This is a genomic window from Gordonia sp. NB41Y (genome assembly GCF_030718915.1).
Lineage (GTDB): Bacteria > Actinomycetota > Actinomycetes > Mycobacteriales > Mycobacteriaceae > Gordonia > Gordonia desulfuricans.
The window spans coordinates 2420881-2437097 of the sequence record NZ_CP132196.1; the positions used below are offsets into that span (position 1 = coordinate 2420881).

Consider the following 16217-nt stretch of genomic DNA (forward strand, 5'->3'; position numbering starts at 1 on the left):
GAGTGTAGGACAGCCTGCTGAGCGGGGCAAAAGACACATGCCTGATCGAGTGATCCAATATGATCGCTGCCAAGTCGCTGTGAACTCACGTTTCCCCAGGGTTTCTGTAACTTTAATTCACAGTAGGATTCCCTGAATTCATTTCCGGTTCACCCTGATCGTGACAACCATCACGACCTCCGCAGGATCCGTCTTCGCAGGTGTCGGCCGAGAATTGGGAGCATTGATTGTGCCCCATGCGATTCCGTGAGGCAAGGGTGCAAATACCGGATTGTTTGCACTGGAAACCGCTGACGTTTTCGGGTTAATGTCTTTTCCGCGACGCCTTTCAGAGTTGGGGCTGAAGGGCGCCGGACAGCTGTCGCGCAACGTCGCCGGCGGTGTTGACACAACCGCATTCCGGTGGTTCCCCGCGTGACGGGTCTCACCGAGTGCGGGGCGGTGTTCGTGGAATACATGCTGGTACTCCGGTTTCCACACCCCCCGACGACACGCGTCTGCGTGCGGTGCAAGCCGTCCTCGCGTGCCAACCCGTTTTGACTCATCACCCCAGGGGGATCGCCATGGAGTACACCGAACTCGCCGACTATCCATTGCCCACCGGCCGGATCACCGAATGGATCCCCGCCGTCGACTCCGGGGCGTGGCAACCGGATGAGCGACCTCTGTCACCCAACCACGAGGCGCACCTCGGACACGCGCTGACCTCCGATCACGTCGACCCCCTGGGTTCGTGGATCGGCACCGCGTTCCGCCTGATCGGCGCCTTCGACCCGCAGCGCTTCGCCGATGCGCTGGCACTGTGGATCGCCCGCCACGACGCGTTCCGCACCTCCGCCCGCCTCACCGATCAGGGGCTGCAGCGCTTCGGCATCTCGCCGGATGCGGTCACCGTCACCTCCCGCCCGGCCGAGCGGGACCCGGGCAGCGACATCTGCGGCCACATCGAGGACTTCTTCGCACGTGATCTGAGCGCCGCCCACTGGCCGCACGTGGTGGCGGTCACCATCGAACCCGACTCGATGATCGAGGCCGCCGAAGGCGTCATCGTCGTGCTCGCCGCCGACCACTCCGTGATGGACGCCTACAGCCAGCTCCTCCTGATCACCGAGATCAACGAGTTCTACCAGGCTCTCGGCGAGGGTCGCGCACCCGAGCTGCCGGCCTGCGGCTCCTATGTCGACTACTGCGTGACCGAGCACGAGGCCGGCCTGGGCATCGACGCCGACCATTCCGCGCTCGCACCCTGGCAGGAATTCTGGGACGACGGCTCCGACGTCCCCGCCATGCCGCGGTTCCCGCTGCCCACCCAGCCGGCCGTCCCCACCGACGACGTCGCGGGCCAGCAGTCGAGCCTGTCGCTGTGGCTGTTGTCGGCCGAGGAGACCAACGCCTTCAACGCCGCCTGCAAGCGGCACGGCGCGTCGCTGTCGACCGGGGCGTTCACCGCCCTCACCACCGCGCTGCACCGCCTCACCGGCAAGCGCGAGACCCGCTTCGTGATGCCCATGCACACCCGCACCACCCCCGAGTCGTTCGCCGCGGCCGGTTGGTACGTGGGCCTGGTCCCGGCGTCGATCACCCTGGGCGACGCCCCGTCGTTCTCGGCCGCCCTCGCCTCGGTGGACGCCGGTGTACGCCGTCACGCCGCCCTCACCCATCAGCCGTACCCGCGGATCGCCGCGCTCGCCGGCATGCTCGACACCCCGCGCTTCGCGGTCTCCTTCGTCGACGCCCGGTTCCTCCCGGGCGCGGCCACCTGGACCGACCGCGACCGCGCCCTGCGGAGCCGGATCGCGAACAACGACGAGGTCTACATCTGGGTCAACCGCACCACCGAGGGCATGAACATCTCGCTGCGCTTCCCGAACAACGAGGTCGCCGCGGCATCGATCCACGCCATGATCGGCGAGTTCGCGGCGGTCCTGCGCGATGTCGCGACCAACGGTGACCTGCAGCTGACCGACACCTCCGAAGCCGCCGGGTCACCCGACGCGGTGGAGCAGCTGTGAGGCTGATCGACGACGACGACTGGTCGCCGGAACCCGGGACCATCCTCGACTGGTCGCCGTCGGCGGCGACCCTCGCCGCGGCGGCCGCGGCACCCGCCCATCCGGTGGGACCGTCGTTCCTGCAGCGCGATCACATCTCCGCGGTGCTCGTCCAGCGCGCCGACGGCCGGGTGCACCGCGGCTACACCTGCAGCACCGTGCACGTCGACGAAAGTCTCGACATCGACCGGATGACGACTGCCCTCACCGAATTCCTCGGTGCCCATGAGGGTTTGCGGTCGTCGTTCCGGATCGGTGACGACGGTCAACCGATCCGGTACGTGGTCGACGCCGCCGACATCTCGCTGGTGGCGACACCGTCGGAGGACACCGATCCGCTCGCGCACCTCGACCGGCGTCTGCCCACCGAGGCGGTCTTCGACACCTTTCCCGGCTGCGCGGTCGGCGCGGTCAGCCGCCCCGGATCGTTCGATCTGTACTTCGGGATCGATCACGCCTACGGCGACGGCGCCTCGCAGGTTCTCGGACTCGTCGAGATCCTGGCCCGCTACCGGGGCGACTCCGCGTCGCCGCTGGTGACGACGCACGGCAGCCACATCGACTACATCACCGACGAATACGGCCGTGCGGGTCAGGTCACGCCGGACTCGGAGTCGGTGGCCCGGTGGCGCCACGTGCTGACCGAATCCGGCGGCCGAATCCCGGCGTTCCCGCTCCCACTCGGGCTGGAAAACGATGAGCCCCAACCGGTGTGGTTTGCCGAGCAGAAGTTGTCCGACGCCGAGGACACCGACCGCCTGGTCGCCCTCGCCAAGCAGCACGGGACCGGACTCACCGCCGTGCTGCACACCGCGCTGGCGATCGCCGGCCGACTCGTCGACGACCGCGAATGGTATGCCACGGCAACGGTTCTCAGCAGCCGCACCGGCGAGCACATGGCGTCGCAGGGCTGGTATGTCAACTTCGCGCCGCTCGGCTTCCCGGTCCCGTCGACCGACTTCGCCGAGGTCCTCGCCCAGGCCGGGCCCGCGGTGGAGGCGATGAAGCGTGCATCGGCCGACCCGGTCCACGCCGTGCTGGGAATCCTGTTGATGCAGGGCGTGATCGACCCGTCCGTGGTGGTCAGCCCCCAGATGGTCAACCTGCTCGACTTCCGGTGGTTCCCCACCGCGCCGAACACCCGCGATCTGGTGGTGTTCACCGGTGAGGGACGCACCCGCAATGCGTCGATGTGGGCGTGGCGGACCGCCGACGGTCTGCATATCGGAACGCAGTATCCCGGCAATCCGGTGGCACAGGAATCGGTCACCCGATTCTTCGCCACGGTGCGCGACGTCATCGCCACAGCCGTGGCGCTCGAGGGTGAGGTGGCCTGATGCATGTGACCGCGATGGATGTCATCGACCTGTCCGGGCAGTTGACCGAACTCGTGGTGTCGTGGACCGGTGAACCGCCGCGACGAGATCTGCCGGTCGCGTTCAACCAGGGCAATCACCTGCGCGCCCAACAGCTCGGACGCGGCGCATGGCTGGCCGGTACCGTCGAATTGCCCGGTGCGGCAAACGATCCGGCGAAGGTCGCCACGGCTGTCGAGCGGTTCCTCGGTGAGCACGACGCACTCCGGGCCCGGTTCACGGTGGGCGATCACCCGCGCCAGGACGTCTTCGAGCCCGATCAGGTGTCGGTGCGTCCGCGCCTGGTGGGCCGGGTGTGGCACAGCTTCGTGACATCGCTGATCAACGAACGCTGCCATGCCGGACGGGTCCCGGGGCTGTTCTTCGGACTGCTGGGCAGCACCCTCGTGTGCGCCTTCGACCACGCACACGCCGACGCGCTGACCATCGATCTGGTGCTGCGCCGGATGGCCGAGCTGTACGCCGATCCGGACAGCGCCGCCCGCCCCGGCGAGGACTTCGCCGAGCGCTGCTGCGCCGAGGACGGAACCGGTTCGATCCTGGCCGATCTCACCGCCGAGCGGCGCGCCGAGCTGATGGGTGTCTGGCAGGACTTCTTCGCCGCCACCGACGGCGCCCTGCCGGCCTTCCCGATCCCGCTCGGCGAGGGCCGGGATCCGCAGCACACCACGGTGATCCACATCCTGGATGCCGACGCCGCCGAGACCGCCCTGAGCTCGCGGCCGTTCGCCACGATCCTCGCCGAGCTGGCCGCGGCGGTCGCCGATGCCGGCGGACCCGACCGGTTGGCCACGCTGATCCCGATCCACACCCGTGGCGGTTCCCGATCCGGGTGGCACAACACCGCGGGCTGGATGGTCTCCAATGCGCCGGTGGTCGTCGAGGCCGGGAACCCCGATTCCGCCGACGCCTGGCTGCGGCACGCGGCCGGGTTGTCGACGCTGCCGCTCGAGCAGGTGCTCGCCGAGTGTGCACCGCAGTTCGTCTCGGAGGACATCTTCATGGTGTCCTACCTCGACTACCGCAAGCTGGGGCCGGCATTGCCTGGTGCACAGCACATCTCAGCGGTCACCTCCACCGACACCGCCCAGCTGTGGTTCTCCCGCGGTCATCACGGGCTGGAGTTGCGCGTGCGGTATCCGGCACGGCCGGCCGCCGACGCCGTCATCGGCACCGTCATCGACGGACTGGTCCGTCGGCTGCGGCCGGGCGGCACCGTCGTCGACATGCGGGTCCGCGCGTCCTGACCCGTTGCGGCGGTCAGTAGGTTGCGGCGGTCAGTAGGTTGCGGCGGTCAGTAGGCGGCGCAATCGGCTGCCGCCTGTTCGATCGCCGCCGTCGCGGCATGGCGTTCGTCATGCGACCACCCGGACACACCCAGGAACTTCATGAGCCCGGAGTCGTTGTAGGGATGCGCGATCGACAGATCGTCGGCACGGTCGCCCGGACTCAGGGCCAAGACGTTCTCCAGGCCCTGCGCCGACGTCGGGTACTGCTCGATGTGGGCGTAGATGTCGGGCGCCTCGGCGCGGAGCGCGCGTTCCCCCTGTGCGACGACGCAGTTGGTACCCGCCATCGGTGTGGACGGCCCCGCGTCGGCGCTCGCGGTACCGGCGGCGAGCCCGATTCCGGCCGCGGCGACCGCGGTTCCGGCAAGCACCGATGCGCAGCGTCGGACCAGCGGACGGCTGAGAGTGGACATGATCTCCTCCTGACCGTCACCCCCGTGCGGGCCCTGGTGGTCCTCGTTCGGTCGGGGGACGGTGACACCTTCCACGCTAGGCGCGTCGAGGCGTCTCGGAGCGGTCCCGACCCTGCCGATCTCCTGACAATTTCCGCAGGTCACAGGCACAATATCGACCAATCCGGCAATCCCGGCCGACCCCGGCGCGCAGTCGGGGCGGGCGCCACGGTAAATGGGGTCATTTGATCTGGCCGTAACGCGAGGAGTAAGGTCGAATGCATGCAGCGCGCGCTCCTTCTCGGTTGCCGCGGCGGGGTCTGAACGACCGGCCCTCCGTCGCGGGGCCCCATCATGCGCCGGTCATCTTCCCCCTTTTTCTTCCAGATCTCGGAGATTGACCAATGGCACCAGCAGACAGCTTCACCTCGGGCGCGAGCCGTATCGTCGAGCCCGCCGGACCCATCCCCGCCGGCCAGCCCGTGTGGAACCCCCAACGCAATTCGGCGATGCCCGTCCATCGCTACCGCCCGTTCGCCGACGAGGTGGAGAAGGTGTCGGTCCCCGACCGCACCTGGCCCGACAAGGTGATCGGCCGCGCACCGCTGTGGTGCGCCGTCGACCTGCGTGACGGCAACCAGGCGCTGATCGACCCGATGAGCCCGGCCCGCAAGCGGCGCATGTTCGAGCTGCTGGTTCGGATGGGCTACAAGGAGATCGAGGTCGGTTTCCCGTCGGCGAGCCAGACCGACTTCGACTTCGTCCGCGAGATCATCGAAGACGGCGCCATCCCCGACGATGTCACCATCCAGGTGCTGACCCAGTGCCGTGACGAGCTGATCGAGCGCACCTTCGAGGCCTGCCAGGGCGCGTCCAACGTGATCGTGCACTTCTACAACTCCACCTCGGTTCTGCAGCGACGCGTGGTCTTCCGCGCCGAGAAGGACAAGATCACCGAGATCGCCACACATGCCGCGCACAAGGTGCTGGAGGAGGAGAAGAAGTTCCCCGACACCAATTGGCGCTACGAGTACTCGCCGGAGTCCTACACGGGCACCGAGCTGAGCTACGCCAAGGAGGTGTGCGACGCGGTCACCGAGATCATCGCCCCCACTCCGGAGAAGCCGATGATCATCAACCTACCGGCGACGGTGGAGATGGCCACCCCCAACGTGTACGCCGACTCGATCGAGTGGATGAGCCGCAATCTGGCCCGCCGCGATTCGATCATCCTGAGCCTGCATCCGCACAACGACCGCGGAACCGCCGTTGCCGCAGCCGAACTGGGCTACCAGGCCGGTGCCGACCGCATCGAGGGCTGCCTGTTCGGCAATGGTGAGCGCACTGGCAACGTGTGCCTGGTGACCCTGGGCATGAACATGTTCAGCCGCGGTGTCGACCCGCAGATCAGCTTCTCCGACATCGACGAGATCCGTCGCACCGTCGAGTACTGCAACCAGCTGAACGTGCCCGAGCGTCACCCGTACGGCGGCGACCTGGTCTACACCGCGTTCTCCGGCAGCCACCAGGACGCGATCAACAAGGGCCTGGACCAGATGAAGTTCGACGCCGACGCGGCCGACGCCGACATCGACGACATCACCTGGGCCGTACCGTATCTGCCGATCGACCCGAAGGACGTGGGCCGCAACTACGAGGCCGTCATCCGGGTCAACAGCCAGTCCGGCAAGGGCGGCGTCGCCTACATCATGAAGACCGACCACGGCATGAACCTGCCGCGGCGCCTGCAGATCGAGTTCAGCCGCGAGATCCAGAAGCTGACCGACGGTGAGGGTGGCGAGGTCTCACCGAAGGAGATGTGGGACGTCTTCGCCGACGAGTACCTGCATCCGATCCTGCCGCTGGAGCGCATGCGCCAGAAGGTCGACGCATCGGAGACCGACGACGGCGACGACCACATCACCGCGGTGGTCAAGGTCGACGGCGCGGAGAAGGAGATCTCCGGGTCGGGCAACGGGCCGCTGGCCGCATTCGTCGACGCCCTGGGCACCGTCGGCTTCGAGGTCCGGGTACTGGACTACAGCGAGCACGCGATGACCGCCGGCGGCGACGCCAATGCCGCGTCGTATGTGGAGGCCGAGGTCAACGGCGAGACCGTGTGGGGCGTGGGTGTCGCGTCGTCGATCACCACCGCGTCGCTGCGGGCCGTCGTCTCCGCCGTCAACCGGGCACACCGGGTGACCGCCGCAGCACCCGAGGCCGCCGACGCCGCACCCCGGACCTGGGCCCCGTGAGCATCACCGCAGAGTAGACATCACCACAGACCTGGGCCGGACACCGCGGGCGATCCTCGCAGTGTACGGCCCTTTCTGTTTCCCGTTGTCCCCTGGTGGTCGCCTCGCGTCGTCGGCCTCCGAGGTTTCGACACGCCTCGTCGCTCCGCTCCTCATCGGCTCAACCACCCACGTCCCCTCGACGATCGAGCCGCGAGTCGTCCTCCACCGGCCCAAGCACCCACCACCCCTTGATGATCGAGCCGCGAGTCGTCCTCCACCGGCCCAAGCACCCACCACCCCTTGATGATCGAGCCGCGAGCCGTCCTTCACCGGCCCAAGCACCCACCACCCCTTGATGATTGAGCCGGGACCGAGCCCGAAGGGCGAGGACCCGAGTCGAAATCCCGCACGACAACCATGTCCCCCGCCACCACCCCACACCGCCGGCCATCAGAGGTTTCGACACGCCTCGTCGCTCCACTCCTCATCGGCTGAACCACCCACAGCCAGTGGCCGATCCGGCCGAGCAGCGCTCTCAGACGTCGAACATCGCCGGGACCTGTCCGGCATCGATCCGGGCGACGAATTCGGTGTGGTCTTTGGCATTGCGCTTGGCGTAGCGTGTCGCGAATCGTCCGATGGAACGGTCGAACTCGTCGGTCTTCCCCAGATAGGCGGAGATCGCCAGCGGGTCGCCCGAGCGTGCGTGACCATAGGCCAGGACGCGGGCACACACGCGACCGTAGATCGCCAGGGCGTTCTGGTCGAACACCTCGACGACGAAGGACCCCTTGGCGTCTCGGAGCTGTCGAAGATAGAAGTCACGGTGGGTGCCGTCGATTCCGGCGCCGCCGTTCCAGCCCAGGAAGATGTCGCTGACCGCCTGGGTCAGCTTCTGGCCGCGCACCACACGTTCACCTTGGTTGCCGTACTCGGGACCGTCGAGATACCGGTCGAGGACCGACCGTTGGGCTTCCTTCGCCTGCAGGATGAGAGGATCGCCCGCGTCCTTGCCCTCGAGCAGCAGCACCCATGCCTGGGTGCCGACGCTGCCCACTCCGACCACCTTGCGCGCCATCTTGACGACCCGGAACTTGTCCAGCAGCACCTGATGGTGGGGTTCCATGGTGAGCCGGAAGTCCACATACCGCGAGGCGATCTCGTCGTAGAAGATGGCGGCGACGTCGTCGCCCAGGAGCCGTTCCACCGGCACGATCAGCGGCGGCTGGTCGACGAATCGCAGCTCACCGTCGATCACCGTGGTCAGCTTGGACGTCGCCTGCAGCGAGTCGCGTTGCCATGCCTTGGTGATGGTCTTGCGGACGGACTTGGCCATCTTGGGACTGAGCAGCGGGCCCAGCTGTTCCAGCGTGTCGGTCGGGATCGCATGCTGATACCAGCTCTTCAGGGTTCCCAGAGCGGCCAGCTCGGCCATCGACGACCGGTACTCGTCGGCACAGGCGCGGGCGATCTTCTTCGCTGTCTTGGGTTCGAAGCCGTTGTGGCGGGCGGCGATCGTGAGACTCGCCGCGAGTCGCTTGACGTCCCACTCGAACGGCCCCGGGTAGGTCTCGTCGAAGTCGTTGACGTCGAAGGTCAACTGGCGTTCCGGGGTGGCGTACAGGCCGAAGTTGCTCAGGTGTGCATCGCCGCAGAGCTGTACCTGCAGACCCGAATGTGGCGTGCGGGAGAGATCGTCGGCCATGACGAGGGCGGCGCCGCGATAGAACGTGAACGGGGTCTGCGCCATCCGCCCGTGCCGGATGGGAACGAGCTCGGGGACCCGGGTGGCGCTCTGCGACAACAGCAGCTCGACCGGGTCGCGTGTGGACTCCTCGTCGAAGTCGCCCAGCGACGACAACGGGAGGCGCTCGCGGGCCTGTCGGCCCAGCGCCTCCCGTTCTGCGGCGCTCCGATGTTCCCGAGGATTGTCGATCGTGGAAATCGGAGCGTCCATGTCGTTTCTCGCTATTCTTCGTCGGTGTTCCAGGCGGCAACGGCCCAAATGCCGATGACACCGAGAATGATCAGGATGATCGACCACCACGGGTAGTACGGAATCCACAGGAAGTTCAGGATCACCGAGATCGCCAGGACGACGATCGCCAGTGCACGGGCCCATGTGGCACCGAAGAAAAGAGCCAGTCCGACGACGGCGACGATCAAGCCGACGACGATGTGGATCCAGCCCCAGGTGGTCAGGTTGAACTTGAAGACATAGTCGCCGGTGAACACCAGCAACGTGTCCTTGCGAACCGCCGAGATCCCCTGGAAGAACTGGAGGATTCCGGTGATCAGTAGAACGACCGCCGCTACGATCGACAGTCCTGCCGCCCAATTCTGTTCGGTCGAGGGCGACCCGTCGTTGATACTTCCGCTCGTCGTCATTGTGCCTCCATCCTGCAGACACCGATATCGGTCTGCTGCCAGCGAATGCCATTGCCCCACGCAATGGCGGAAACCACGATAGTGAATCCCAAGTTAGTCGATCACTGAGAGCATCCTCTACCTAGGATGACCGTACGTGGCAATGGCACCGATTAGACGCATTCTGGGCACAAACTCCCACTTGTGCTCTTTCGATCAGGATGAAAGTATGCGCTGTTTCTCTGCGGCGAATTCTTCGTCGGTGAGAATTCCCTGCGACCGCAGATCGGCCAACTGCTGCAATTGCGCGATCCGGTTGTCGGTCTGCTGTGCCGCAGGGGCCTGCGCCGCAGCCTGCTGTGCCGCTGCTTGTTGGGCCGCTGCTTGTTGCTGTGCGGTGTACTGATCGGCCGCCTCCTGCTGGGCGTCCTGCTGCGCCCATCGTCGGCCCTGGCGCCGCGACACCCTGTTCGACACCGAGGTCGCGGTACCGGCGATCACGGCCGTCCGTGCCACCCCCCGTAGAAGTCCGGGCATTCTCTTCTCTCCTTCTCCACTCGCTGCTGGTGTTGTACTCGCGATGATCGGTTCTCCGGCCGGGGCGGCCGACCTATCCTCCGTCGAGGTCGTCGAGTGCGGCGACCACCTCGTCGACCGGAATCCGGCCGGCGGCGATCAGCTCGGCGCCGGTGCGGCGCAGTGCCGATGCCAGTGGTGCGGCCCAATGGTTCTCGTAGACGATCACCGCAGCGGCATGGCCGGGCTCGAGGATCGCACCGACCTCGGCGATGTCCTCGTCGTCGATCAGTCCGGTCGCCGCCTCGGCGAACAGTGCGGCGTCGAGGTCGCCCACGATGCCCAGGTCGGCGACGTCGATGGCGACGACGGTGTCCCCGTCGTGCCGGATGAAGGCGAGGTCGAGAACGCGGATGATGTCCCGGTCGACGACATCACGCAGATGCGCGAGTCCGCTCCCGTCGAATCGGGCGTCGGTGGGGAATTCGATGACGAGATAGTCGATCGGTCCGATGTCGACTTCGGCGTCAGAGCTCGGTAGTCCGGAGGTCATGCCCCTCAGTCTGGCACCGTATGCGCCGTCGTGACCTCATTCTTCGAGGATGAGAATGCACGAGATCTGCACCGGTGACGGCACCACCCGACCCGGACGACACCGGAACACGACGGCGCCGATCGACTGACAGGAGTCGATCGGCGCGGTCACGGCGTGTCGCTGGGGATCACCGGTGGGTGAAGTTCGGCTCCCGCTTCTCGACGAAGGCGGCCATCCCCTCGGTCTGGTCGTCGGTGGCGAAGGTCGAGTAGAACAGTGCCCGCTCGGCGCGCACACCCTCCACCAGGCTCGACTCGAAGGCACGGTTGACCGCATCCTTGGCCAGCGCGGTGGCGATCGCCGACTTGGAGGCGATCACCGCGGCCGCCTCGAGTGCGGTCTCCAGGCACTTCTCGGTGGGCACCACGCGGGAGACCAGGCCGGCGCGCTCGGCCTCGTCGACCTTCATCTGGCGACCGGTCAGGACCATGTCCATCGCCTTGGCCTTGCCGACCGCACGGGTCAGACGCTGCGATCCGCCGATGCCGGGGATCACGCCGAGGTTGATCTCGGGCTGGCCGAAGCGGGCGTTCTCACCGGCGATGATGGTGTCGCACAGCATCGCCAGTTCGCAGCCGCCGCCGAGTGCGTACCCGGTGACGGCGGCGATGATCGGGGTGCGCAGACGCGAGAGATCGTCCCAGGCGCCGAAGAACTGCTGGCTGACGACGTCGGCATAGGTCTTCGACGACATCTCCTTGATGTCGGCACCGGCGGCGAAGGCCTTCTCCGAACCGGTGATCACGATGGCACCGATACCCGGATCGGCGTCGAATTCGGTTGCGGCGGCGACAACCTCGGTCATGAGCTCACTGTTGAGCGCATTGAGGACCTTCGGTCGGTTCAGCGTGATCAGGCCGACGCGGTCGCGGCGTTCGACGAGGATCGTGGTGGGCTCAGACATTCGAGATCTCCTGGGGGTCGGGGTTGTCGAGTCGATCGGCGTCGGCCAGTTCGACATCGTCGGGCAGTTGCGCGAAGAAGTCGTCGATCGTGGCGGAGGTGATGTCGGCGACCGGCTGCCACTGCGGGTTGCGGTCCTTGTCGATCACCTGGGCGCGAATCCCCTCGGCCATGTCGGGATGCAGCAGCGATCGCAGCGACACCCGGTATTCACGGCGCAGGGATTCCGCCAGCGACGGCGTGGCCGCGGCCTCACGCAGGGAGCGCAGCGCGACCCGCAGGGCCAGTGGGCTTTTCGACTCGATCTTGTCGGCGGTCTTGGTCGCGCCCTCGGAGCCGACGGCGCGGCAGTTCGCGATGATCTCGGCGACGTCGTCGGTGGCGAAGGCCTCGGCGATCCACTCACCGTCGCCATGCAGAGACGAGGCGGGCGGCTCCACCGCGAACTCGGCCAGCACGTCGCCCACCGGGCGGGTGGCCAGCGCGTCGACGAGCGCGTCGAGGCTCTCGGCCGGGACGTAGTGGTCGGCGATTCCCAGTGCCACCGCATCGGCCCCGTTCGCGGGGGCCGTGGTCAGCGCCATGTAGGTGCCCAGCTGGTCGGGCACGCGGGCGAGCAGATGGGTGCCCCCGACGTCGGGCACGAAGCCGATGCCCACCTCGGGCATGGCCAGGCGGGTGCGGTCGGTGACGATGCGGGTGTTGCCGTGGGCCGAGATCCCCACGCCACCACCCATGACGATGCCGTCCATCAGGGCGACATAAGGCTTGGGGTAGCGGGAGATGTAGTGGTTGAGGCGGTATTCGTCGCGCCAGAACCGTCCCGACGGACTGTCGGCGGCGGCGCGATCGGCACGATCACCGCGGGCCCCGGTCACCGAGAGTTCCTTGGCATCGCGATGGATGGCGACGATGTCACCGCCGGCACAGAGTCCGCGATCACCCGCGCCGCGCACCACCACGGTGGCCACCGAGTCGTCGGTCTCCCACTCCCGCAGGGTGCGTTCCATGGCCAGCGCCATCTCGTGATCGAGGGCGTTGATCGACTTGGGGCGGTTGAGCTCGATCACCCCGACGTGCCCGTTGCGGTGGGTCTTGATCGACGGTTCGCCCACCGATACCTCACTGTTCGACGTCCCGGCCATCGACTTCCTCCTGCGGTGAACGTTGGAATCCCATTTAGTTGGATATCCTAGTTTCGGCCGGAACACAACCCTGGAACCCGTCTCGCGGGCACCCCGGACCGGTCAGCGAGCCTGGACCGACTCCGCGACCTGCCGCAGATGCTCCTCGACGGTCGTGATCGCACGTCGGACGCGAGGCCGGGTGAGCGCCTCGTAGACCCTCGCCGCCCGCACACCGGCCAACTCCAGCCGATGCACGCCCGGATGCCGCACCGCATACCGCGGCATCAGCGCTATCCCGTGACCCCGGCGACCAGGGCCTCGATGGTGGTGAAGTCCAGCATCCGCTGCGTCACCCGGGGCGCCACCCCGGTGAACGCCGAGATCGACTGCAGCACATCGTCCACCGGGAAGCCACCCTCCACGCTGATCCAGTCCCGGTCGGCCAGGTCGGCAACCGGCACGCGATCGGCACCGGCCAGGTCCGAGTCGGCTGCGACGATCACGTCGACCGGCTCCCGCATCAGTTCGGTCACCCGCACCCGCGGCGCCGACATCGACGCCGTGCGCTCGCCCCGATGCGTGACGACGATGTCGAAATCTGCCAGACCCGGTGCCGCATTGGCATATTCGACGTCGAGATGAACCGCCCGCACGTCGATTCCCGACGCCGCCGCACGGTCGAGGACCCCGGGCAGCAACAGCGTCGATCCCGACGGGAACATCGCCAGCCGCACCATGGCCTGACCGGAACGATAGGACGCCATCTCTTCCTGGGCACGCTCGACCGCGGCGATCACCTCGTCGGCACGAAGCACCAGGGCACCGCCCGCATCGGTGAGCCGGATTCCGCGGCCGTCCGGCTCGAGGAGCGCGACACCGGCCTCCTCGGCGAGGACCTTGAGCTGCTGCGACACCGCCGACGGCGTCATGTGCAGCGCATCGGCCACCGCCCCGATCGAGCCGCGGTCGGCGAATTCGCGCAACAACCGCAGCCGGCGCACCTCCATCCGGCCGATCCTACTGGGATGTCCGGGACCGTCGGAGACGCTCCGGAATGTCGGTGGCACGTGCGATCATCGGATTCATGCGCAGCCGACATGTCAGCCAGGTGATCGCCGTGCCCGTGGCCCGGGTCTACGATTTCGCCGCCGACCCCGACAACCTGCCACGATGGGCCGCCGGACTCGCCCGGTCCACCGTCACCCGACGCGGCGACCTGCTGGTCGCGGACTCGCCGATGGGTGAGGTGACGGTGAGATTCGTCGAGCGCAACGACTTCGGCATCCTCGACCACGACGTGACCCTGCCGAACGGGGTCGTCGTCACCAACCCGATCCGTGTCCTCGCCCATCCGGACGGCGCCGAGGTGGTGTTCACCCTCCGGCAACTCGACATGTCCGACGAGCAGTTCGAGCAGGACGCCGCGATGGTGGCCGACGATCTCGCGCGGCTGCGTGACCTCGTCGAACAGCCGGCGTGACCCCGATCGCAGCGGAACCGGCCCCCGGGGACCCCGCGCTCGCGGGACCGGTGTTCGCGGGACCGGTGGCGGTCGTCAGCGCGGGACGTAGCGGAGGTAGGTGACGCCGTCGTCGAAGGTCCGGTGTTCGACGAGGCGCAGGTCCAGGCGGACGCCGTCGGGTAGTGCGCGTAGACCGCCGCCCATCAGCACCGGGACCACATAGAACCGGAAGTCGGTGACCAGTCCCGCACGAATCGCGGCGGCCGCGACGGTGGGCCCGAATATCTCGACCAATCCGGTTGCCGCGCCGACGATCTCGCGGAGTTCGTCCAGCCCCAGGTCGGCGACCAGCCGGTCGCGATCGGAGCCGAGACCGGCGCGGGTGAGGGTCGACGACGCCACCACCTTGTCGATGTCGCGCCATCGCCGCGCGAACTCCTTCTCCAGGCGGTTCCAGCCGTCGTCCGGCTCGGACTCCCAATACCGCATCAGTGCATAGGTGTTGCGGCCCAGCACTTCCGTCGACACCTCGGCCATCCGGTCGACGTGACTGGCGAAGACCGGCTCACTCGGGACGTACCACCCGAAATCACCGTCGGCGTCGGCGAGGTACCCGTCGAGCGAAATCGAACCCCCGTAACACAGCGTTCCCATCTCGGCAGACCTCCTGGGATCGGTGTCGCATGCGTGCGTGTCCGATCCCCAGTGTCGGTCACCGGGTTCGCCTGCGGGCCCGATTCGACGACCCGCCCGACATCTCGTGCCGCGGCGAGCCGTCGGGTGTGACCTCAGGCAGGCTCACGCATCACGCCGACATGCCGGATGGTTCCGGACAATCCGGGCAACACCTTCACCGGAGACCAGGTGCGCATGCCGTCGGTGCTGTCGGAGTAGACGTACTTGCCCGTGGTGTAGGCGTCGAGGTAGATCCGCCAGGCACCGTCGGGCAGCTGGATGACCGCCGGGCCCTCGACGTAGTTTCCCCAGTTTCCCGGTGTGACAAAGCGATAGGGCCCCGCCAACGACGATGCGACGGCGTGCTGGATGAACTTCTTGGTCTCGTTCTTGGTGAAGGCGTGGTAGGTCGATCCCACCTTCACGACGGTGGTGTCGATGTGGTCGGCCCCGATACCGGCGATCGGCACCGGAAAGCTCCACCTTCGCAGGGACGGGTCGAGTGCGGTCATCAGATACGGGACGAATCCCCCACCGGTCGACATCGACAGGATGATGTGGACGCGCCCACCCTCGACGAACCATTCCGGCGCCCACGCCTTGGTGGTGAACGGCGAGAGCGACGGGCCGTCGCTGGAGCCCGCCGACCCCGACGAGCCGGGGCCGCTCGACGACCCGAGTCCGCGGCCGTCGCCGGTGCCCGGCAGGAAGGCGCAGCACAGCGGAACCGGCCAGTTCGGCATCTGGGTCCACCGGATGCGGTCGGGGCTGCGGGCGAAGCCGATGTTCGCGCCGTCGGCGGTGGTGTAGGTGAGGTAGTAGTACCCGTCGGTGTGCCGGAAGATGCTCGGGTCACGCACCCGTCCGGACGCGGGCCGGTAGGCGGCCTGCTGGAGCAGGTCGAAGGTCGTGGCATCCGACGACTGGTAGACGTCCATGGCGCGGTCGGTGGCCTTGCTGAAACCGACCAGCGTGTAGCGCCACGAGGGATTCGGCGCGGCACCGGCGACCCCCGGCGAGACCAGCGCCCCGGTCAGGACCATCATGACCACCGCGACCGCGGACAGGACGGATCGCTTCGTCAGCATCACGAGTGCAGCATCGGCGAGAAACACCGGCAACAACAACACCTGCATGCACAGTGGTGCTCAATCGTGACCTGGGGTGACGCCCGCCGACCGTCGACGACCCGCCCGGTCGGGAGCGGGTCGTCGACGGTCGGCCCCG

At 67.4% G+C, this 16217-nt stretch carries 14 protein-coding genes and 1 pseudogene; 5 read left to right on the top strand and 10 right to left on the bottom strand.

Annotated elements, in window-relative coordinates:
* Positions 1-563: 563 nt before the first annotated feature.
* Genes Q9K23_RS10460 through Q9K23_RS10470 form a run of 3 tightly spaced genes read left to right on the top strand, consistent with a single transcriptional unit; the run spans position 564 to position 4674 of the window.
* Positions 564-2012, top strand: coding sequence for a condensation domain-containing protein (locus tag Q9K23_RS10460; protein WP_053776634.1), 1449 nt, complete (start codon positions 564-566; stop codon positions 2010-2012).
* Positions 2009-3388, top strand: a complete 1380-nt coding sequence (locus tag Q9K23_RS10465) for a condensation domain-containing protein (protein ID WP_059038415.1) — start codon at positions 2009-2011, stop codon at positions 3386-3388. The genes Q9K23_RS10460 and Q9K23_RS10465 overlap by 4 nt, the downstream gene beginning before the upstream one ends.
* Complete coding sequence (locus tag Q9K23_RS10470; RefSeq protein WP_053776633.1) at positions 3388-4674, top strand: hypothetical protein; 1287 nt, start codon at positions 3388-3390, stop codon at positions 4672-4674. Before Q9K23_RS10465 ends, Q9K23_RS10470 begins: the two co-directional genes overlap by 1 nt.
* A 47-nt stretch (positions 4675-4721) precedes the next feature.
* On the opposite strand, the gene Q9K23_RS10475 is transcribed toward Q9K23_RS10470, so the two are convergent.
* On the bottom strand, positions 4722-5129 hold the full coding sequence (locus tag Q9K23_RS10475) for a hypothetical protein (protein WP_152972647.1): 408 nt from the start codon (positions 5127-5129) through the stop codon (positions 4722-4724).
* Positions 5130-5512: 383 nt separating this feature from the next.
* On the opposite strand from Q9K23_RS10475, the gene leuA reads away from it, so the two are divergent.
* On the top strand, positions 5513-7363 hold the full coding sequence (gene leuA, locus Q9K23_RS10480) for a 2-isopropylmalate synthase (RefSeq protein ID WP_020791911.1): 1851 nt from the start codon (positions 5513-5515) through the stop codon (positions 7361-7363).
* 517 nt (positions 7364-7880) lie between these two features.
* On the opposite strand, the gene Q9K23_RS10485 is transcribed toward leuA, so the two are convergent.
* From Q9K23_RS10485 to Q9K23_RS10515, 7 genes and pseudogenes are all read right to left on the bottom strand, one after another.
* Entirely contained in the window at positions 7881-9302 is a 1422-nt protein-coding gene (locus Q9K23_RS10485) for a DUF2252 domain-containing protein (RefSeq protein ID WP_053776631.1), read from the bottom strand.
* Between the two features lie 11 nt (positions 9303-9313).
* Entirely contained in the window at positions 9314-9733 is a 420-nt protein-coding gene (locus Q9K23_RS10490) for a hypothetical protein (protein ID WP_020791914.1), read from the bottom strand.
* Between the two features lie 195 nt (positions 9734-9928).
* A complete protein-coding gene (locus tag Q9K23_RS10495) occupies positions 9929-10249 on the bottom strand; it encodes an SHOCT domain-containing protein (RefSeq protein ID WP_053776630.1) in 321 nt (106 codons plus the stop codon).
* Between the two features lie 73 nt (positions 10250-10322).
* Entirely contained in the window at positions 10323-10781 is a 459-nt protein-coding gene (locus Q9K23_RS10500; RefSeq protein WP_020791909.1) for a DUF6325 family protein, read from the bottom strand.
* 169 nt (positions 10782-10950) lie between these two features.
* On the bottom strand, positions 10951-11727 hold the full coding sequence (locus Q9K23_RS10505; protein WP_020791910.1) for an enoyl-CoA hydratase: 777 nt from the start codon (positions 11725-11727) through the stop codon (positions 10951-10953).
* The gene (locus Q9K23_RS10510) at positions 11720-12871 is read right to left on the bottom strand and encodes an enoyl-CoA hydratase/isomerase family protein (protein WP_053776629.1); all 1152 of its coding nucleotides are present in this window, start codon (positions 12869-12871) and stop codon (positions 11720-11722) included. The genes Q9K23_RS10505 and Q9K23_RS10510 overlap by 8 nt, the downstream gene beginning before the upstream one ends.
* A 102-nt stretch (positions 12872-12973) precedes the next feature.
* Positions 12974-13860 (bottom strand): annotated as a pseudogene (locus Q9K23_RS10515) (LysR family transcriptional regulator).
* A 77-nt stretch (positions 13861-13937) separates the two neighbouring features.
* Between Q9K23_RS10515 and Q9K23_RS10520 the strand changes: the two are divergent.
* Complete coding sequence (locus Q9K23_RS10520; RefSeq protein ID WP_053776636.1) at positions 13938-14333, top strand: SRPBCC family protein; 396 nt, start codon at positions 13938-13940, stop codon at positions 14331-14333.
* Between the two features lie 75 nt (positions 14334-14408).
* On the opposite strand, the gene Q9K23_RS10525 is transcribed toward Q9K23_RS10520, so the two are convergent.
* Positions 14409-14969, bottom strand: a complete 561-nt coding sequence (locus Q9K23_RS10525) for a dihydrofolate reductase family protein (RefSeq protein WP_020791788.1) — start codon at positions 14967-14969, stop codon at positions 14409-14411.
* Positions 14970-15103: 134 nt separating this feature from the next.
* Positions 15104-16126, bottom strand: a complete 1023-nt coding sequence (locus tag Q9K23_RS10530; RefSeq protein WP_053776628.1) for an arabinofuranosidase — start codon at positions 16124-16126, stop codon at positions 15104-15106.
* Positions 16127-16217 lie beyond the last annotated feature (91 nt).